Source organism: Neobacillus niacini (assembly GCF_019749295.1).
GTDB lineage: Bacteria > Bacillota > Bacilli > Bacillales > Cytobacillaceae > Neobacillus > Neobacillus niacini_D.
Genome location: NZ_JACWFG010000024.1, coordinates 20,450 through 41,542, shown reverse-complemented (window position 1 = coordinate 41,542; position 21,093 = coordinate 20,450). Strand labels below are relative to the sequence as shown.

Here is a 21,093-nt window from a genome sequence, read left to right as displayed (position 1 = left end):
GTTTAATAACAATGGAAACAATTTTCTCGGTGTGAATAGCAAAAAGTAGGGTTTATCCATCAATTAAACAATCATAGCAATAGGGCAAATACGAGCCATCATTTGAGCATCATGCCCTGCACCAGATGTCATTCGTTATGATTGGAGTCCGCGCCCGCTTTAATGTTCCGGGCTTTGGCTCACAATGTACGTTCCCAGAAACGACCCTGTGCGATTCCTTCTATAAATTGCGTAATATCAGCCTTGGTTAAATCATATACACCAGGTGCATCTAACACCACACGACATCTTTCTAGGGCATTGTTATCTTCAACGGCTACTCCCAAAGGTTTGAAGTGTTTAAAGGTTGTTTCTATAAATTCCAATATAGACGGCTCTACTTCTGGGCTCGTACTAACCAATATGGCTGCATCATAAAGACTGGAGTCTGCCGTATCAAACGTATCTGTTACTTTTAGGACAGGACTAATCTTGTACATCTTTTTTGCCACAATACTATAATTGATATTATATTGCGCCAGCGTTCGAATCCAATGTGTTAATTTTTCATCGTCGGGCTCACCGTCTAACAAAATGGCGGTACATTTAGTAGCCGGTTGCTTCACTGTGTTTGCCATACTAAGGGCAGGGGACTTTTTATCCGATTTTACTTCTAAATCCTTCTCAGGAAGTTCTGCTCCAATATTGCCTGCGACCTCTTCCGCAATTTGCCAGTCGATATGATTTAATAGCGCGACTGCGTTATTTTTAACCATTTCCGATTTACATTTCCCTAACTCAAAGCTGAATGCATCCTTCAAGTGCTTTTGTTCATAGGGAGCTAAACTGTTATAGAATAACTTCGCCTGAGAGTAGAAATCTAGAAAACTCTCGCTTCGGCCTCTAATTTTACGACCTTCGATTTTTTCCTGATAAGATTCATAGCCTCCTAGTTCAACCGGTGCCGGTTCAGGCTGATTAGCATTTAAACCGTTCCGATGATAGCTTGTTTGTCCTTGATGGATTGCCATCTGATGCATTCCATCCCGCTGATTGTTATGAAATGGACAGACAGGTTGATTAATGGGAATCTGGTGGAAATTCGGACCTCCCAGGCGGGATAGCTGTGTATCTGTATAGGAAAATAAACGTCCTTGTAAAAGAGGATCGTTTGAAAAATCAATCCCTGGTACGACATGACCAGGGTGAAAAGCGACTTGTTCTGTTTCGGCAAAAAAATTATCAACATTTCGGTTCAAGGTCATTTTACCCACGATCTTTACGGGGACTTGTTCTTCAGGCCATAATTTTGTTGGATCTAAAATGTCAAAATCAAAGTTAAACTCATCTTTTTCAGGAATAATCTGCAATCCTAACTCCCATTCCGGATAATCCCCTTTCTCAATCGCTTCATACAAGTCTTGGCGATGGAAATCAGGGTTTTTACCTGCAATCCTCTGTGCTTCATCCCAGACGAGTGAGTGTACACCAAGAAGAGGCTTCCAGTGGAATTTGACAAAATATGCTTCGCCATCCGCATTAATCAATCTGAAGGTGTGCACACCAAAGCCCTCCATCATCCGCAGGCTGCGCGGAATGGCACGGTCACTCATGGCCCACATCACCATATGGGCGGATTCATGATTTTGGCCAATAAAGTCCCAAAACGTATCATGAGCACTGGCCCCTTGTGGAATTTCCGTATGTGGTTCGGGTTTAAGAGCATGTACAAAGTCAGGGAACTTAATCGCATCTTGAATAAAGAAAACAGGCATATTATTACCGACTAAATCAAAGTTACCTTCATCTGTATAAAATTTGGTCGCAAACCCTCGGACGTCACGAACCGTATCGCTTGACCCTCTCGAGCCTTGTACCGTTGAGAAGCGGACAAAAACAGGTGTAGTTTTGGAGGTGTCAGTAAGAAAATCCGCTTTTGTATATTCAACCATAGATTCATAAAGCTGAAAGATTCCATGTGCCCCTGTGCCACGGGCATGAACAACCCGTTCAGGGATCCGTTCATGGTCAAAATGGGTCATCTTTTCTCGAAAATGAAAGTCCTCCATTAATGTAGGTCCTCTTAACCCAGCCTTTAATGAAAACTCATCTTCAGATACTTTTAGCCCTTGGTTGGTAGTTAAAGGAGCAGTTTTTTCATTGTTAATGGTAAAGCTGCTTAATTGTTCAGTCTTCTTATTATCCATAGTGATCCTCCTTACAAAAATATGAAACCACAAAATAAAGAAAGAGCAGGTAAAGGAATTACACACTCCATTCGGTACCCTTTTTATAGGAAAGTGAAACCTAGTAATATAATCTTTATATTTCAAAATCTCCATGGCGGATATAGTCTCTCTACTTTTGTAAATAGATGCGGTGCCTGTCACCCTTAGAATTGAAGTGATAATAACGTAAAGAACGAGAAACAATAAAAGAAAAGTGAGATAAAGTGAGGAGTTTTATGAGAAAGTTTTTTCTATGTCTTCTTCTTTTACTGATTCCTTCACATGCATGGGCTCAAGGGAAGGTACCAATTTTGGTCTATCATTTCATCGATGAGTTTAAAGGACTGGGTTCTAAGGAGCTTTATGTAACACCGGAAAATTTCGAGAAGCAAATAAGGTATTTACGCGAACATGGCTTCACCTTATTACCCTTTGAACGCTGGCAGGACATTGATAAAGTAAACAAGCCTATTTTTATTACTTTTGACGATGGCTACAAAAACAATCTTAAGGCCTTTGATATCTTTCAAAAGCTGAGAACAGAACAATTTCAACCAACAGGAACCATCTTTGTTATTTCAGACTTTATTGGCCAATCGATTCGATTATCGGAATCGGATATAAAAAAAATGGTGGATTCCGGTATCATCTCTATTCAGTCGCACACTGCAACACATCCTGATTTAACAAAAATCAAAGATTATGACTATGAACTGAGAAAGTCCAAGGAAAAGATTCAAAAAATAACGGGTAAACCGGTGATAGCCCTTTCCTATCCATATGGAAACTGGAATAACAAGGTGGTAATGGAAACGAGGAAGTATTACAGGTTTGGGCTTACCACCACACCTGAGGCATTTACTAAAAAGGGAATAAAAGATGAGCTTTATCTTTTGCCGCGAATTTATGTGAAGTATTCGACCACCCTGGATGACTTTGCAAAAATTGTGGAGGGAGATTAATACTCGTGGCCTCCCTTACCTCCATTCCATAGGAAAGCTAAATTAATAATTGAAGCCCTATCCGATAATAAGTGGATAGGGCCTTGTGTATTTTATAACCATCTAAATATATAGAGTAGCTTAAAACCGCTTTGCGTAATACTGTTTAGGGGAAAAACCAGTAATCCTTTTAAAGGCTTTATAGAAGGTTGAATAATCTCCAAATCCGACAGCATGAGCTGCGTCTAGTGCTGTGCTTCCAGAGGTAAGCAGCTCCATGGCCCTCATAATTCTTTTATAGGTTATATACTCAATAACTGTAAATCCTGTATTTGTTTTAAAAATATGACATAAGTAATATTTGTTAACGTAAAACTCATTTTCCAGTAAATCTAGCGTGATTTTTTCATTTAGGTTTTTATTGATGAATTCTAAAATGGCGACTATTTTTTGATCATTTTTGTGACTAATCACAAAAGAGTTACTATTTTCCGAAGGAATTTTATTTATCGTGATTAGCATTTGTATAAAATATGTTTTCATCATAATCAGATTTTCCGGAGAGTCTTCTTGAGTAGTCCTTTCAATTCTATCCCAAAGATCAAATATCCCATCTTCGAGGACACTTTTTGCAGGTATTCTATTAAAATAACCTAACTTCCTTTTTTCTAAATAAGAAAGCAAGTTATATTCATCAGTTTGATAGGAGGAGATGAACTCAGGTTTAAAGTGTATATACTTTCTTTCAAAGCATGACTTGGAGTTAAACTCTATTCTATGCAGCTCTCGGGAATTAGTTAAAATCATATCGTATGGATAAAGCTTGTAAGCCTGCCCTTCAATATAGTAGGTGAGATCTCCAGAAATAAAGTAAAACAATTCATAGCAGTCATGTATGTGAGTAGCAATATCATTCGGGGATTCAGTTACCACATGGTTCATAAAAAAATTATTCGTAAGGTATTGCAGGATTACTTTGTCCACGACATCCACCTCTTAGAAATAGTTTAATAGGTATAATATTTTTCTTCAATATTTGAATACAAGAAAGAGCAATATTTGCAATGTATTAAGCAAGAATTACAATGATTAAATGTCATAGTTGCTATAGAATTCTAAATAATTAGAAAATAGTTGATAGCCGCAATAGGATAGGAGGGCAAAGAGGGTAACAGCAAATTTTCAGCATTTGCAAAGATTTTTTAATTTACAACAGAATCTATGATCTAAATAAGATTTACGGACATCTTAGTATTTCTAAGGGAGGTTAGCCCATGTTGCCTGTGTCAAAAATGACATCACAAGAACTTGCACAAGTCAAAAAGCCGAATAAATTACTTGTATTTTTAAATTCAAAAAAAGTAGTTCCTTATATTTTTGTGTTACCGTTCATACTATCTTTTCTAGTTTTTTCTTTATATCCTTCTGTACAAGCTATGATTATGAGTTTCCAGAAAGTATTGCCAGGTCAAGTTACTTTTATAGGTATGAATAACTATTCGAGAGTTTTTAATCCTATTTTTTATAAAGCGCTCTCAAATACGGCCATTTATGTTGTTTTAACCGTAGTCATTTTAACGATTGTACCTATCATACTTGCTGTTCTATTAGACTCAAAACTAGTGAAATTTAAAACATTTTTCCGTGCTTCGTTATTTTTGCCCTCTCTAGCTTCAACCATTGTAGCTGGTATGGTTTTCAGACTTATGTTTGGTGAAACCGATACAGCTGCTGCAAACCAGATACTTAACTGGCTGGGTTTTGAATCAATGGATTGGAGATACCAAGCGTGGTCTGCAATGTTTTTAATGGTACTGCTTTGCTGCTGGAAATGGATGGGAGTAAATGTCCTTTATTTCTTAGCTGGTCTTCAAAATGTTCCAAAGGAATTATATGAAGCTGCAGAAATAGATGGTGCTACAACCTTCCAAAAATTCACGAATGTTACCTTGCCTTTCTTAAAACCGGTAACCATCTTTGTAGCTACTATTTCTGTTATCGGCGGATTTAGAATGTTTGAAGAAAGCTTCGTGTACTGGGAAGCTGGTTCGCCAGGAAATATTGGTTTAACGGTTGTAGGTTATTTATATCAACAAGGTATACAACAAAATGACATGGGATTTGGTGCTGCAATTGGAGTTATCTTAATGCTGATCATCTTTGTAGTAAGCTTTATCCAGCTTATGCTGACAGGTGCCTTTAAAAAGGAGGGCCAATAGATGGAAAAGAAAAAATTTAAGCCAATTCCGTGGATTGCAAACATTGCGTTTTTAATGATCTCTCTTTTGGCACTGTTTCCAATTATCAACCTATTGATTTCTTCACTTAGACCTTCATCGGAATTGATGCGGAATGGAATTAGTATTACGTTTGATCCAAGCACAATAAGTGTTGAAAACTATCTATATATTTTTACACAGGGAGGGAATTACTGGAGCTGGTTTATAAATAGTTTAGTGATAACAACCATTACTATTGTACTTTCACTATTCTTCTCTTCGATGGTAGGATATGCATTGGCATTGTATGACTTTAAAGGGAGAAACCTAATCTTTGGCTGTGTGTTATTTATATTGATGGTGCCATTTGAAATTCTGATGCTGCCATTATTTCAGTTAATGATCAACTTTAATTTAATCGATACGTATGCGGCGGTTATTCTGCCTGCAGTTGTTGCACCAATGGCCGTGTTCTTCTTTAGACAGTATGCAATTGGACTTCCGAAGGAATTAATGGATGCTGCCAGAATTGATGGTTCGACTGAATATGGAATTTTCTTCAAAATTATGCTGCCGCTTATGACGCCATCTTTGGCAGCGATGGCGATCCTTCAAGGATTAGGAAGTTGGAACAATTTCTTATGGCCATTGATTGTTTTAAGATCAAATGACATGTTTACCTTACCAATTGGTTTAGCAACATTATTAACTCCATATGGTAATAACTACGATATATTAATCGCTGGTTCAGTGATGACTATATTACCAATTATCATTCTATTTATCTTCTTCCAGCGTTACTTTGTTGCAGGACTTACTGTTGGAGGAGTAAAAGGATGATGTAAGGCAGTAGATAAAGAGGTGGTGGCAAGTAAAATGAATGGAAAACAGATTGTATCAAAACTAGATTATTTATTTAATTGGATAGTACGCCTTGTTATATTGAATGGACTTTGGATCTTATTTTCCATCCTTGGATTGTTTGCAGCCGGGATATTCCCAGCTACGGCTGCTTTATTAGGTGTAGCCAGGAAGTGGATCATGGGCGAACAGGAAATTAATATATGGAATACATACAAACAAATTTTTCGGAGTGAATTCTCTTCTGCGAATAGTGTGGGATGGATCCTTTCCGTTATTGGAGTCATTCTTTATATAAATTATCGGGTGATTTTGAAACATGCTGATGAATTTGTTTTTGCTGTCCCATTTGCGTTTTACTTGCTGGTTTTTTTCTATATCATTCTCGTAATCTGGTCGTTTCCATTAATGGTGCACTACAAAGCTACTTGGAGGCAGCATTTTAAAAATGCCATCATTATTGGTGTAACCAAAATTCATTATACGATTCTTTGTGGTGTCACGGTCTTTGCAATCATCTATTTATCGCTTGGCTATCCCGGTATCATTCCCTTCTTCACAATAAGTCTAATTGGGATGACATGCATGTGGTTTACATTACAAATTTTTAATCAACTAGATGAAGCAAGAAATAATCAACCATTAAAAACTAGAAGAGAGTTTATTAATTCATAACAACTACAAAATTACTATTTAAACAATCAATATGAAAACGTTTACTAATAGAGAATCTACTGGCACCTAATTAGGGAGGTGATTATTCTCTCAGTTGAACGAACATCTCTTTCCATTTTTTAAAAAATAATATTAGGGGGAAGTACAAAAATGAAAAAGAAAAGTTTATTATCCATCCTATGTGCCTTAATGATGGTCATGTTAATGGCATGCAGCGGTGGCGGGAAATCAACCTCTGGAGAAAATGCGACCGATAAAGAAGTAATTGGTGGAGATGAAAAAGGGGCTACCGAATTAAAATTCTGGACATTTGCTGAATTGCATATGGATTTCTTTAAGGATGCGGTACCGCGCTGGAATGAACTAAATCCGGATAAGAAGATTAAACTTGTGGCCGAAACCTTCCCATTTGATCAGATGCACAATAACCTATTGCTAGCACTACAATCTGGTAAAGGAGCGCCTGATATCGTTGATATCGAAGTTGGCCGTTTTCCTAACTATTTGCAAGGTGAACCACAATTTTTACCTATGAATGAATTAGTTGAACCCGAAAAGGAAAGTTTCATAGAATCACGTCTGGACCTATATTCTAAAGATGGCAAATATTATGGTATGCCAACACACGTTGGAGCAACTGTCATGTACTATAATAAAGAAATTATGGATAAAGCAGGCGTTGATATCGATTCCATTAAGACATGGGATGACTATGTTGAAGCAGGTAAAAAGGTAGCCGAAAACACCGATGCTTTCATGACGAATGTGCAGACAGGAGATATTATTCAATTCCAGGCGATGATCGCCCAGCAAGGTTCGGATTTTACTGATGAAGAAGCTAATATCACACTTGATAATGAAAAGAATATAAAAACTCTTCAATTTTTAAGTGACATGGTTACTAAGCACAAAATTGCTGAGGCAATGCCAGGCGGAGATCCGCATGCTGAAGAATTTTATGCTTATATGAATGAAGGAAAAGCTGCTTCTGTTATTATGCCTTTATGGTATATGGGCCGTTTTACAGATTATATGCCTGACCTGAAAGGTAAAATGGTTATTCGTCCAATGCCTGCTTGGGAAGAAGGCGGCGGCCGTTCAGTTGGTATGGGTGGAACAGGTACAGTTGTTACGAACCAAACAAAACATCCTGAGCTTGCAAAAGAATTCTTGGCATTTGCAAAGTTGTCAAAGGAAGGAAATATCAAGTTATGGACAGTCTTAGGATTTGATCCTCCACGATGGGATGTTTGGGAAGATCCTGCTATTCGTGAAGATAACAAGTTTTATCAATACTTTGGTAATGACATCTTTGATACATTGTTAAGTATTAAAGATGAAATTCCAAATATTAATGTAAATGAAAATTATCCAGATGCTGTAACTGAAATAAATACAAACACATTGAACAATGTCCTTAGACAGAATGCACAAACTCCTGAAGAAGCACTTAAACAAGCACAAAAAACTGTAGAAGCAAACACAGGTCAATAAGATAAAGAAAAGGGTCGACTTTGACCCTTTTCAGCCAATTTAAATTCAAAGATTAATAGAGTATTATTCTGAGAGGGGAAAACAATGAGTAAAAAGGCAAAAATGATTTTGGAAAAGGATTTTAAAATTGCGGAAATTGATAAGCGTATCTACGGTTCTTTCGTTGAGCATCTCGGTCGAGCGGTTTATGGAGGAATTTATGAACCGGGCCATCCTCAAGCTGATGAAAATGGTTTCCGTCAAGACGTAATGGAAATGGTGAAGGAACTTCAAGTTCCGCTTGTTCGTTATCCTGGCGGGAACTTTGTTTCTGGTTATAACTGGGAGGACGGAGTAGGTCCGGTCCAGCAGCGTCCGCGCCGGTTAGACCTTGCTTGGCGTACAACTGAAACCAATGAAGTCGGAACAAACGAGTACATGAAATGGGCCAAACTTGTTAATGCGGAAGTCAATATGGCTGTAAATCTTGGAACACGCGGAATTGATGCAGCAAGAAATCTAGTAGAATATTGCAACCATCCAGGTGGTTCCTATTATAGTGATTTGCGTATTTCTCATGGATACAAAGAGCCTCATAAAATTAAGACGTGGTGCCTTGGAAATGAAATGGATGGCCCATGGCAAATCGGCAGCAAAACTGCAGTGGAGTATGGTCGAATTGCGGCAGAAGCGGCCAAAGTAATGAAGTGGGTTGACCCGACGATTGAGTTAGTTGCATGTGGAAGTTCAAGCCGTACGATGCCAACATTTGCAGATTGGGAAGCAACTGTATTAGACCATACATATGATCATGTTGAGTTTATATCCCTGCATCAGTATTACGGTAACAGAGACAATGATATTTCCAATTATTTAGCTAAATCTCTAGAAATGGATGACTTTATCAAATCGGTTATCTCCATAGCTGACTATATTAAAGCAAAGAAGCGCGGGAAAAAGAAAATCAATCTATCATTTGATGAATGGAATGTTTGGTACCACAGCAATGATGCGGATAAGAAAATTGAACCTTGGAGTATCGCACCGCCTCAACTTGAAGATCATTATAATTTTGAGGATGCCCTGTTGGTTGGATGTATGCTGATCACCTTATTAAAACATGCTGACCGAGTAAAAATTGCATGTATGGCTCAGCTGGTGAATGTTATTGCCCCTATCATGACGGAAGACAATGGAACTGCCTGGAAGCAGACAATTTTCTATCCTTATATGCATACATCTGTATATGGAAGAGGAATTTCTCTAAACCCAATTATTACAAGTCCAAAATATGATAGTAAGGATTTTACGGATGTTCCTTATTTGGAATCAACAGCAGTATACAATGAAGAGAATGAACAGTTAACGATTTTTGCTGTAAACCGTCATTTACAAGAAGGTTTGGAATTAGAATGTGATATTCGTAACTTTGAGGGATATCAGGTTTTAGAGCATATCGTGCTTGAGAACGATGACTTAAAACAAACTAATTCAGCTGCAGGTACACCGGTTGCTCCACATTCAAATGGTAACGCCGTGATTGACAATGGTCTGGTTACAGCTATACTACCGAAATTATCCTGGAATGTAATCCGTTTAGCAAAACGTCAATAGTTTTAAATCGAATTTCCATATCGTTTCCTTCTTACTGGAGGAAAGGGTATGGAAATAATTTTTTCTAAATAGTATTAATAGAAAAATAAAAGGTCTGGAGATTAAACATATGAGTAAAACCATTTTAACCAATCCCATTATGTGGGCAGATGTCCCTGACGTAGATGTGATAAGAGTCGGAACCGTTTTTTATATGGTTAGTACAACCATGCACACCATGCCTGGGTGCCCAATCATGAAGTCGGAGAATTTGGCAGATTGGGAGATTATTGGATATGTATTTGAAACCTTGGAGGAAAATGATGCTCATAATCTGATAGATGGAAAGAGCATTTATGGGGAGGGCTCCTGGGCGGCAAGCCTGCGCTATCATAATGAAACGTTTTATGTGTGTTTTTCAAGCAACGATATGGACCGGTTTTATATGTATCAGACGAAGAACATTGAAAGTGGAAAATGGAAGCGCTCTACCTTTGAAGGAAGATTCCATGATCCAGCTTTGCTTTTTGACGAAAATAGAGTGTTTGTTATTTATGGCTGTGGAGATATACGCATAACAGAACTGACAGAAGATGCAACTTCAATAAAACCGGGAGGGATAAATCAGTTATTATTTGTAACGGAAAAAGAAGATATTGGGTTGCGATGTGAAGGCTGTCATGCCTACAAAATAGATGGGCAATATTATTTATTATTTATTGAATGGCCAAAAAGCGGTAACCGCCGAAGAAGGCAGGTATGCTACCGCTCAGACCTACTTTTGGGAGAGTATGAACGTAAAGTGATTTTTGATGATGATATGGGGTACCACAATAAAGGAATCGCACAAGGAGCCATATTTGATTCGCCAGATCATGAGTGGTATGCCATGCTGTTTCAAGATCATGATGCAGTTGGCAGGATTCCCTATGTTTTACCGGTTAACTGGGAAGATGGATGGCCGATGATTGGAATCGATGGAAAGGCGCCAAGGGAATTGGAACTAAACATGCCTTCTTCCTCTAAATGGCCATTGGTGATCAGTGATGATTTTGATTATAAAGAAGATATACTGACATTGAATTGGCAGTGGAATCACAATCCGGACAATAAACTATGGTCATTCACGAAACGCCCGGGCTATCTTCGTTTGGAAACTGGCCATTTAACCAATAGTGTTTTGTATGCTCCCAATACGTTGACACAAAGAACGGAAGGACCTTTCTGCACCGGAATAATCATGATGGATATTTCAAACATGAAGACTGGCGATCACGCCGGGTTGGCTGCTCTCCAGAACAGCTTTGGGACCGTTGGGATTAAGGCAGGAGAGAAGGGATTCGACGTTGTGATGTGTGTAAATAGTGGTGATGGCAGTGAAGAAGTAGTTGAAAATATTCCATTTACTGGAAATTATATTTATTTAAAAATCCAATTTAACTTTGATGATAGTTTAGATTTAGCGGAATTTTTCTATTCTGAAAACGGAGAAGATTGGAGTAAAGTTGGTCGCCCATTACAAATGAAGTATACTTTAGATCATTTTATGGGTTACCGTATTGGCTTATTTAATTATGCCACTACACAAATTGGCGGTTATGTTGATTATGATTATTTCCACTATGAAAGGAATTCCATCTAAATATTGCAAAACCACTTCCTAAAAAAATTAGGCAGTGGTTTTTAGTTTATAATAATATCCGATTTTGTTTCTTTACAATGTTTTCAAATAACCTTCATTTTGAATATCTATTTGAAATTGAATATTCATTTTTAAATTTGGATAATATTCGGTTCTCCAGCTTTTTAACTCTGACCTAGGAATATGGGTGCGAAAATACTGTCCTAGTGCTAATATGTCAGCTTCACTTTTTTGTGTTTTTTCAAACATATGGGAGAAACGCTTTGAGAGATGCGCATTTAATTCCTTCTTAATAAATTTCCTCGATGGATCGCCTCTCGTCTCTAATATGACTACCTTCAAGTTGACCTTCCCTTCCATGAGAGGCTGTTTACCATTCATTTTGCTTTTTATATTCATTGAATTTCCAATTATTAATACACTAGCGTTTGTCATTACTTCTATTTGTCCATGTGTACTTTCCCCTTTGAACGCATTAAACAATAACGTTTCATCATTATCGATTCGTTCAACCATTTTTCCATTTTTAATAATTGCCGAGCCAATGTGTTCAATGCTCGTACTTTTTCCTGAAATAATGATGGGAATGGCAACATCATGTGTATAGGAATGGACGCTGCGGTATACTTCCCAAATCCTTGTTAGCGCGATTTGTGGGTCCCATCCTGCTCCTTTATCAAAGTTTTCAACCAGAGATGTACCGTCAGAAGTCATTGTTTTCTTTATATTCGTGAAAAAATATTCAATATCTTCATCACAAATCGCAATTAGTGCTTTTGGAGAGACCTCCCTCGACCTCATAAACCCTGAGATTATGTCTTTTACACCATCTTCAGCTGTTTCTTTATCAATTACGATTACTTTCACATGTAGTAAGTCTACGCTGCTCTCCATGTTTGTACTGATAGTGTCCACTGCTTTCGAGATTGTTTCTCCGGTCTGAGTTACAATTTTTAACTTTGTCGTTTCATTATCATGTACTTGAATTTTCAGAATTACTTTGTATTCATTGGCTTGTTTAGATATTCCAATCGCGAGCGGAAGGACTCTATGGTTTATATCCCTATTGTCCCAACATCCGGTTAACGTACAAATTATGCTTATCATACAAAGAACAAGCAGGACTCTTTTGTTTGACTTAGGTGTTTGCATTATTTTCCTTCCTTTTTGCCCGACGGCCAAAATAGTAAATGGATAAGGGGATTGCAAATAATACATAAAACCTTAATAATGTATTCCACAAAAATAGTTTCTCTACTTCTTTCCAATCTGATATAAAATGGCAAGTGATAAAGATGGCTAATGATAATAGGATCATACAGTAAGAGGAATGAATGGAGGGAATGTAATGATTAATAATCCTTACAGTTTTCCATATAACCAGTGCTAGATATAGCATTATAAATGAAATAAGACTTAATAAAAAAAACATTGTTACCCTGTCAAACATCAACCAATTAATGTTTATCGTATCGACAACTACAACGTAAGGGAGGAAAGTGGTTGCTGCAGTCGCTTGTCCAAAAGTAAGAATAGGAATGTAGACAGAAAATAGAAAGATAGGTATAAGAATCGCTGCGGCAATTAGAACCTTCTTTCTTTTGTAAGAAAAATAGGGTTGTATAAAGCCAAGAAATAAAAACCCCCCAGAAAATGCAAAAAAGCTCTCATAGTATGAGGGGCTACTCATAAACTTAAAATCAGTGTCAAAGGGCACAAAATAATGCCAATCAACATTTTGAAAAGAAGTGAAAAATATCATGACAATAAGTGGAAGAAAGAGTATCGCAAGAAGAAACCCAGTACGAAATATGGGTTCAATTCCATTTGCTGCAATGTATGTTGATATAAAAAGTATTAATAAAATGATTGCCCAAAGAGGAGTATTTGACAAAAATACGATTGTAATGATCTCAGCATATGCCCGCACTGTGATAAGAATAATCATAATGAAATACAGTAAAACCGGTATTAGAAAGAAGACAGCAGTTCCTTTTCCAATACTAGAATAAATGCTTATCACATCTTTTTTCGGAAAAAGTTCTAAACCCTTCATATAGATTGTTATAAAGACAAAATGTACAATAACTCCTATTAGAATGGGAAGCCAGTGACCTTGCTCAGTACTGTCAATGATATTTCCTGGATACATAAAAAATATAAGCCCCAAGTGGCTGAGTATGTATATCACCATGACATTTAAACTTTTATCCATTCATTTCATCCTTTTTTAAATTTACGTAAAGGTACGAGAAACCAAATGTGTTGAGGCTGGCAAAATAAGCACAAACTAATACCAATCCAGCGACCAGTCCTAAAATCCCAAAAATCGCAGAAAGAAGAACTACTACATATTTGAAAACCCTTATGGATACAGAGTTTTGAAAACTAACAACTGTTGAATTTGCAATTGTTGTAGCAGCAAGGATGATAATTAACAGATTGCTTACTAATTTTGCTTCAACAGCAGCCTGGCCAAGAATAATACCGCCAACCATTGTTATAGTTGGACCAATGCTTTTTGGGAGTCTCACACTTGCTTCCAAAATTAGCTCAAGAATCAAGAGCATTAAGATAATTTCAACAAGTGCGGGATAGGGCACACCTTCACGACTCCTCGCAATAGATAACGCCAGCTCGATTTGTAACACTTCAGGGTTAACCGCTACAAGAGCAACATATAATCCAGGACTTATTAAAGTAATTAAAATACCAATTACACGAACAGCACGGATTGCAATCATGATTGGTTTGGGAAAATTACGATCATTTTCCATCGCAAACAAATCCCAAAAGAAATTAGGAAGAATGAAAGCAAAAGGTAATTGGTCAACAAAGAGTACAACTCTCTCTTTATTTAATAAATGTACAGCTTGAAACGGAAGTTCTGTAGTATGGAATTTCGAAATAGCCTCCCAAGAGGAAAAACCCATTAATGTGGTTAGTCCTTGCATATTATTTATATCCATGTCCAGATTTGTTTCAATACGATTGACTATTTTTCTTACTAAATCTTTATCAGCTTGACTTTCTAAATATAATAAGGATATTTTCCTTTTCTGATTTTTACCCGTTGTAAACGATTGAACGAATAGGTCAGTTGTTATTAATTGCTTGCGCATAATTCCGATATTTGTATCGATATCTTCAGTAAAAGAATTTAATGCTCCTTGTAGCACATTTTCATTCTCTGGAGATTGTACTGAACGATTTAACGATTTTGGAACAGGTTCAAAAACAATATATTTCTTACTATTTTCAATTAGAATAATAAGCTTACCCTCGAGTAACGTAGAGGTGGCCATTTTAATATCTTTTTCCTTAACTTCGCCGATATTAAACAAAATTTCTTCAGAGGATTTACCTGCCGAAAGCATTGATTCGATATTTTTATATAAGACTGATTTAGTTTTTGTTAAGTCTAATAATGTTTTAAATCCTAAAAGGACTACAGGAGCATCCGAAACATAATCCTGAAGTAGAAAAAAGTCTTCATTCTTACCAAATAGACCTCTAATCTCCTGTATAAATGAATCCATTTCTAAATTCCTTTCATTACCAAAGTAATAATAATGTTCTCAATTTAGGAAATTTATATTCAATCTAGAGTTGTATAAAATGCACCTTTGTTTTCACGAATTTGTTCACAGTCAGTAGGGGGGGTGTTAGAGGCATTGGGAGAACTGCCCCCTATTAGAAATGTTTCAAAATCTCTATGGCGGATATAGTAATAGATATCATCTTTAAAGGAGGCTTTCTAACGTGGAGAATCTACTTCAAAATCAAGTTGCTCTTATTACAGGGGCTGGCTCAGGGATTGGAAAGGCTGCTGCTCTAAAGCTCGCTCAACATGGGGGAAAGATAGCTTTAATTGATTTGCATAAAAAAAACGTGGAAAAAGTGAAGGATCAGATTGAAGAAATGGGGAGTGAAGCACTTGTATTGGAAGCTAATGTTGCTCATCCCAAGGAAATAGAGAACTGTTACAAAAGAACCATTGATCAGTGGGGAAGACTCGATGTTGTCTTTGCTAACGCAGGGATTAATGGGGAAGTGGCGCCTATAGAAGACTTGGAGCCGGAAGAATGGGACTTAACGATTTCCAATAATTTAACGAGTACTTTTTTAACGGTAAAATATGCAATCCCGCATTTAAAGACAAATGGGGGAAGTATCATAATTACTAGTTCCATTAATGGGAACAGAATCTATAAAAATATTGGGATGTCTGCCTATAGTACATCCAAAATTGGCCAGATGGGCTTTGGGAAAATGGCCGCTCTTGAGCTTGCCAACTACGGTATTAGGGTCAACATGGTCTGCCCAGGTGCGATTGAAACAAATATCAATGAAAACACATGGAAAGAAAATGAACAACTAAAAAAAGTCGAAATCCCCATCGAATACCCTGAAGGAAATCAACCATTGAGGCACAAACCAGGAAAGGCTGAACAAGTCGCCGACCTAGTATTATTCCTTGCTTCTACCCAATCAAACCATATAACCGGAAGCGAAATTTACATTGACGGGGCAGAATCGCTACTATAAAGAAACGATATCAGTAATATAGCTATAAAAAAGGTATCTGACACCACAAAAAGATAGAACAAACAAAATGTCCATTTACAGATGGACATTTGTTTGTTCCATGATAGATTATAATGAAGCTTATTCCTTAGGAAGGTATGCCCAAACGGAAACGCAGCCTCCGTTAACCGGGAAAGTGGCATATCCATCTTCGTTGATAGTGATCTGGTCATCTCTTGAGTTTGTTAAATCCACCCATGTTTCTCCAGCTCGTCTTTCACTAACATACATTCTTTTCTCGCCATCTTCCCCATTGGAGATGACGACCGCACACCCTGAGTGTTTAAACTCTTTACTGCCCAGACGAACCCAGCCAATAGTATTTGGATGGTCGAAGTAATCATGCTGCTCCCCGTATGCTTTCTCGACTCTGGCAAAGAGAAGGCGATCAAGGATTTTTTTGTGTCCTTCTGCCGGCTCCGGTCCTCCGATTCCGTAATAATCCCCATAGAACAAACACGGATTTCCACCTTTTCTAAGGAGAATTAGGGCATAGGCACTTGGTTTAAACCAATCCTGAACCCATGATTCAAGAGATTCTTGGGGCTGAGTGTCATGGTTATCAACGAAGGTTACAGCATTATTAGGGTGAGAGTTGACAAGGGTACCCTCGAAAATGCTGGTTAAATCGAAATCACTGGCTTCGATGGAAGCTTGATGCAGCTTATAATGCAAGGGGACATCAAACAAATCAATCTGATAATGTACATGGTCAAGGTATTTTTGGCAGGCATGAAGTTCAGTCCGCCATACTTCACCGACAAAATAAAAGTCATCACCACGGTGTTTACGCATCTCTTCAACAAATTCACTGATAAAATAGTGATTAATATGTTTGATTGCATCAAGACGGTATCCATCGCAGTTAAGGGTATCGCTAAGCCATTTTCCCCATTCTATCATTTCTTTTTTTACTTCTGGATGTTCATAGTCAATATCGGCAAACATTAGATAGTCATAGTTACCAAATTCACTATCTACATGATTATTCCAATCCTTGTCATTCCCAAGGATTTTAAATATACCCGTTTTCTCTGTCTTATTATCAAAGTCAGTTCCAACAAAATGTTCATGCTCCCATACAAAGGAAGAATATTTTCCTTTCCGCTCTGGAAATGTAAATTTGGTAAAAGCATCAATTTCAAAGGGTTCAGATATTTCTTCCGTCCGGTCCTCCTGGTCCACTTCAATCACATTAATTAATTCCGTCTCGTCAGCACCTGCTTTATGGTTCATTACAACATCTATGTAAACTTTAATGCCGGTATTTTGACATGCAGCTATTGCCTCTATAAGTTCTTGTTTAGTCCCGTACTTTGTTCGGATGGATCCCTTTTGATTAAATTCACCCAGATCGAATAAATCATATGGGGCATAGCCATTATTTTTAGGAGAGATTGCCTTTGTCACTGGCGGTATCCAGATGGAGGTAATTCCTTTTTCTATTAATTCTGGTGCCTTTTCCTTCAGCTGTCTCCAGTGCTTGCCATCTGGTTCTATATGCCACTCGAAAAATTGCATTATTGTTTTGTTTCTTTTCATGTTCCTTTCCCCCAGTTCATTAATCTAAAGTATAAGAATATGTACCCGATTTGATAGAAAAAAAACTAGTGAAATCAAATATATTTAGCCTGGAAAGTATGGAGGTCTTTTGTTTGTTCGTTTAATTTAATAGAGGGCGGGAATATAAAGAGTGCAACAAATTAACCAAAAAGGGGTGCCACATACATTATGGGGCGCATTTTTTGCGTTGCCTTCTATGTAAATAGCTCATTGATTCTTACTCCGAAATGACAGTCGTATTGGCACCGTTGAATAAGCGGAGATTTTCCGTTTATATTCAGAATGGAGCTCGTTTAGGGATAAATAAGCGGAGTTTTTCCGACAATGCAAAGAAAAATTGCCCACTTTCGAATTTTTCAAGCTAATAGGCGGAATTCCTCCGTCTATTTAAGCACTTTTTATTAATAATTTTTAATTAAGCGGTATTTCTCCGTCTATTTATTCTCGGATGCTTTTCCTTTTGGCTTAACTATTCAGTTTAAGGTATTTCCTCCCCTTTTGTGGATAGATTCCATCGGTTTGAAACCACTCCCAAAGCAAGGTGCCGCTCTTTCGGCCAATACAGCCACTCATAATAAGTTCAGGAACGATTATATGGGTGGGCAAGCCTTTTACATAATAGGTTATATTGGTGTTAAATTCTTTAAATACAGTAATCTGGTCAATGATACTTGTAACCTCAAAAAGGCTATCCCATCTTTTCGTACATTGCTTGAAACTCTGGTTAGTTATTTCGATTTGTTGATGAGGGCTGAAATCTTTCTGATGGAGTTGTGGAAAGTCTCTCAAAAAAATAGCATTCAACACTTGCTCACATACTTTCAAGTCGGAAATTGCCTCTTTAGAATACTTATCAACAACTGCAAACCATGTTGTACCAACACGCTTATCAAGCCACTGGACAAATATCCTTAATTGGGAAAGGAAGGTTTCTACTTGTTTTTGATCAGGGGTAATTCTCATAACATGAGGAAAGTGGGTGAAAATCAGTTCTTCCCAGAACGGGCGCTTGCATTTTTTCCATGAGGGTGGACAGTCATCTTCCAAAACGGTGGTCATAAAGTTTGATAGAATACGGAGAAACTCATTGCGGTCTTTGTCATAGGGGCGTATAAGTTTATAGTCAATAAAATCCTTGCCATAATATAAAAAGTGCCCCCGGTGCCTCATGTCAAATTCATCACTTATTCTCATATTTTTTAATAGTTCTTTACGTTCTTCGGGATTTTCAAAGTGCTTCATTAATACTTTCATCTGAGGTTCTTTCTCGTCACAAATATCCCTTGTATTGTCGCTGTTCTTCATAAAATCAACCTGCTTCCATAGTGAATTGTTTTTTGGAAAAGAAAAGAGAGGGTTAAAGGAGAATTTTGCTGGGACTACTTGTATTATATCCTTCTCATAAAGGTATAAAATGGCTGAATTATGTTACTTTTGTGAAAAGTCGCTAACATTTTTGCTAACGCAATTCAGTGAAAAACATTAAAATCCCGTACTGATTACCAAAACCACTTATCAATATAAAATTTTTACGGATATTTCCTCGACAATAATTTTTTTAGAAAACAGATAAAAGACTGGTTTAAAAGGGTTTACAGCACTTTTAAACAAACGATTAGTTAGTATACAATTTGTTGCTATTTGCGGGAATATGTATTCTAATAGTTTCTATTGTCAATTTTGAAGAAAATTCCTAACAACCAAAACTATTATTCGACAATTATTTCTCTTGAAAATAGCCCTAAGTAGTTTATTTGAAGTGTTTACCCACTTTTCAATCAAACGTTTAATTAGCTAATTTAGTTTTAACCAAACGATTGATTAAAAAAACTATAAATGCTGTTAATCCTGTGTTTAATCCTCATTAGTTAGGCAGAATTTGTCGAGTAGTTGACTAGAAAAAACGGTGGTATCCATTTTAACTTAATTAACAGATTTATATCCCTGGGTTGAGATGGGCATTTATTGGTCCATTGGAAACCGCTGATTTTGGTGGACTTAACATTTGGAAGAGTGTGGATGAGAATCTTGCCCCAGTATTATCAAAAGAGATAAAGATTCCAGCTTTTGTTGAGGAAAAAGTTGCTCCATTGTGGATGGAGTAATATATGATACTATAAGAGTATATGAATTTGTAATGTTATGAGGTAGAGCACAATGAGTACGATTTTAGATATTGCTAAACTTGCGGGTGTGGCGAAAAGTACGGTTTCTCGGTATTTAAATGGCGGTTCGGTTGGGGAAGCAACGAAGAAGAAAATTGAACAGGCCATTAAAGAAACTGGTTATTCTCCAAATCCTTTTGCGCAGAGTTTGAAAGCGAAGAAAACGAATATTATTGGCACGATTGTCCCGCGGCTTGATTCCTATGCATCTTCACAGACGTTAATTGGCATTGATGAACAATTAAAGAAAATGAATTATCAGATGCTTATTTCAAATACAAGCCAAAGCCTGGAGCGGGAGATTGAAAGTATTTATAGCTTCGCCAATCAAAAGATGGCGGGGATTATTTTGCTTGCTACCGAAATCACAGATCAGCATATCGAGGCATTCGAAAGTGTTAAGGTTCCAGTCCTGTTAATTGGACAAGAGCATGAGGACTTTCATAGTCTGATTCATGATGATTTTCATGCTGGTTATGCCATGGGGCAATATGTCCTTGAAAAAGGTTATCGGAAAATTGCTTATCTTGGTGTAACGGAACGGGATATATCAGTAGGAGTAAAGCGAAAGCAGGGCTTTAAAAAGGCGATACAGGAAATAGACGCTTGTAATGTTCGCTTCTATGAGACATTATTCAATATTCCAGCTGCACAGGCTAGTGCAAAGGAAATTATCGATGAATTTCAGCCTGCCATATTTGTTTGTGCAACCGATAATATTGCTCTTGGGGTCTTGAAGGCGTCGTATTCAGAGGGGATTACGATACCGCAGGACTTAGCAGTTACAGGTTTTGGGGGCTATGATGTGACAGGAATCATACATCCGGGCATAACGACAGCGAAGTTTTTTTACAAAGAAGCAGGGGAGAGTGCTGCAAGACACATTGTAGAATTAGTCAATGAACGTCCTGTGGAAAAAGTAACAGTTTCTAAATTTGAAATTATCGAGCGGGAAAGCGTTGACAATATCATAGGCTCTATCCTATAATAAATCCAACGAAACCGGTTCCAATAAAGAGGACCTATTCATTTGGCAACAATTGAATTTGGTTTCTCTTTTAAACTAATTATTTTTTTAGTTACTTTCGGAACCGGTTCCACATAATAGGGATTTTATTTTTTTACCCTCAAATGGAACCGGTTCCCAATACGAATGAAAAGAGAGGG

Annotated in this window: 16 protein-coding genes; 10 read left to right on the top strand and 6 right to left on the bottom strand. The window is 37.3% G+C overall.

Annotated features, from left to right (window positions below):
- Positions 1–179: 179 nt before the first annotated feature.
- Positions 180–2,186: a catalase gene (locus H0184_RS24430; protein ID WP_221829382.1), complete on the bottom strand. Its 2,007-nt coding sequence runs from the start codon at positions 2,184–2,186 to the stop codon at positions 180–182.
- A gap of 257 nt (positions 2,187–2,443) precedes the next feature.
- On the opposite strand from H0184_RS24430, the gene H0184_RS24425 reads away from it, so the two are divergent.
- Positions 2,444–3,169, top strand: coding sequence for a polysaccharide deacetylase family protein (locus tag H0184_RS24425; RefSeq protein ID WP_221829380.1), 726 nt, complete (start codon positions 2,444–2,446; stop codon positions 3,167–3,169).
- A 120-nt stretch (positions 3,170–3,289) separates the two neighbouring features.
- On the opposite strand, the gene H0184_RS24420 is transcribed toward H0184_RS24425, so the two are convergent.
- A complete protein-coding gene (locus H0184_RS24420; protein WP_313771825.1) occupies positions 3,290–4,132 on the bottom strand; it encodes an AraC family transcriptional regulator in 843 nt (280 codons plus the stop codon).
- A gap of 290 nt (positions 4,133–4,422) precedes the next feature.
- On the opposite strand from H0184_RS24420, the gene H0184_RS24415 reads away from it, so the two are divergent.
- The 6 genes from H0184_RS24415 to H0184_RS24390 all read left to right on the top strand — a co-directional run bounded on the left by H0184_RS24415 (position 4,423) and on the right by H0184_RS24390 (position 11,611).
- Positions 4,423–5,367, top strand: coding sequence for a carbohydrate ABC transporter permease (locus H0184_RS24415; RefSeq protein ID WP_221829379.1), 945 nt, complete (start codon positions 4,423–4,425; stop codon positions 5,365–5,367).
- Entirely contained in the window at positions 5,368–6,207 is an 840-nt protein-coding gene (locus H0184_RS24410; protein WP_221829377.1) for a carbohydrate ABC transporter permease, read from the top strand.
- 36 nt (positions 6,208–6,243) lie between these two features.
- Positions 6,244–6,903: a YesL family protein gene (locus H0184_RS24405; RefSeq protein WP_221829375.1), complete on the top strand. Its 660-nt coding sequence runs from the start codon at positions 6,244–6,246 to the stop codon at positions 6,901–6,903.
- A 150-nt stretch (positions 6,904–7,053) separates the two neighbouring features.
- Complete coding sequence (locus H0184_RS24400; protein WP_221829373.1) at positions 7,054–8,397, top strand: ABC transporter substrate-binding protein; 1,344 nt, start codon at positions 7,054–7,056, stop codon at positions 8,395–8,397.
- An 84-nt stretch (positions 8,398–8,481) separates the two neighbouring features.
- On the top strand, positions 8,482–9,990 hold the full coding sequence (arfA, locus tag H0184_RS24395; RefSeq protein WP_221829371.1) for an arabinosylfuranosidase ArfA: 1,509 nt from the start codon (positions 8,482–8,484) through the stop codon (positions 9,988–9,990).
- A gap of 109 nt (positions 9,991–10,099) precedes the next feature.
- Positions 10,100–11,611: a glycoside hydrolase family 43 protein gene (locus tag H0184_RS24390; RefSeq protein ID WP_221829369.1), complete on the top strand. Its 1,512-nt coding sequence runs from the start codon at positions 10,100–10,102 to the stop codon at positions 11,609–11,611.
- 72 nt (positions 11,612–11,683) lie between these two features.
- Here the strand turns inward: H0184_RS24390 and H0184_RS24385 are convergent, their stop codons facing one another.
- Genes H0184_RS24385 through H0184_RS24375 form a run of 3 tightly spaced genes read right to left on the bottom strand, consistent with a single transcriptional unit; the run spans position 11,684 to position 15,150 of the window.
- On the bottom strand, positions 11,684–12,763 hold the full coding sequence (locus H0184_RS24385) for a Ger(x)C family spore germination protein (RefSeq protein WP_221829366.1): 1,080 nt from the start codon (positions 12,761–12,763) through the stop codon (positions 11,684–11,686).
- Positions 12,750–13,826 carry a GerAB/ArcD/ProY family transporter gene (locus H0184_RS24380; RefSeq protein ID WP_221829365.1) on the bottom strand — a complete coding sequence of 359 codons (1,077 nt, stop codon included), beginning with the start codon at positions 13,824–13,826 and terminating at the stop codon, positions 12,750–12,752. The genes H0184_RS24385 and H0184_RS24380 overlap by 14 nt, the downstream gene beginning before the upstream one ends.
- Positions 13,819–15,150 carry a spore germination protein gene (locus H0184_RS24375; protein ID WP_221829362.1) on the bottom strand — a complete coding sequence of 444 codons (1,332 nt, stop codon included), beginning with the start codon at positions 15,148–15,150 and terminating at the stop codon, positions 13,819–13,821. The genes H0184_RS24380 and H0184_RS24375 overlap by 8 nt, the downstream gene beginning before the upstream one ends.
- A gap of 223 nt (positions 15,151–15,373) precedes the next feature.
- Here H0184_RS24375 and H0184_RS24370 point away from each other — a divergent pair, with 223 nt between their 5' ends.
- Positions 15,374–16,159: an SDR family oxidoreductase gene (locus tag H0184_RS24370; protein WP_221829360.1), complete on the top strand. Its 786-nt coding sequence runs from the start codon at positions 15,374–15,376 to the stop codon at positions 16,157–16,159.
- 120 nt (positions 16,160–16,279) lie between these two features.
- On the opposite strand, the gene H0184_RS24365 is transcribed toward H0184_RS24370, so the two are convergent.
- Positions 16,280–17,740 carry an alpha-amylase gene (locus tag H0184_RS24365; protein ID WP_221829358.1) on the bottom strand — a complete coding sequence of 487 codons (1,461 nt, stop codon included), beginning with the start codon at positions 17,738–17,740 and terminating at the stop codon, positions 16,280–16,282.
- Between the two features lie 615 nt (positions 17,741–18,355).
- Between H0184_RS24365 and H0184_RS28125 the strand changes: the two genes are divergently transcribed.
- Both H0184_RS28125 and H0184_RS24355 read left to right on the top strand, forming a co-directional pair.
- A complete protein-coding gene (locus H0184_RS28125; RefSeq protein ID WP_221829356.1) occupies positions 18,356–18,676 on the top strand; it encodes a hypothetical protein in 321 nt (106 codons plus the stop codon).
- Between the two features lie 1,242 nt (positions 18,677–19,918).
- Complete coding sequence (locus tag H0184_RS24355) at positions 19,919–20,914, top strand: LacI family DNA-binding transcriptional regulator (RefSeq protein ID WP_221829354.1); 996 nt, start codon at positions 19,919–19,921, stop codon at positions 20,912–20,914.
- Positions 20,915–21,093 lie beyond the last annotated feature (179 nt).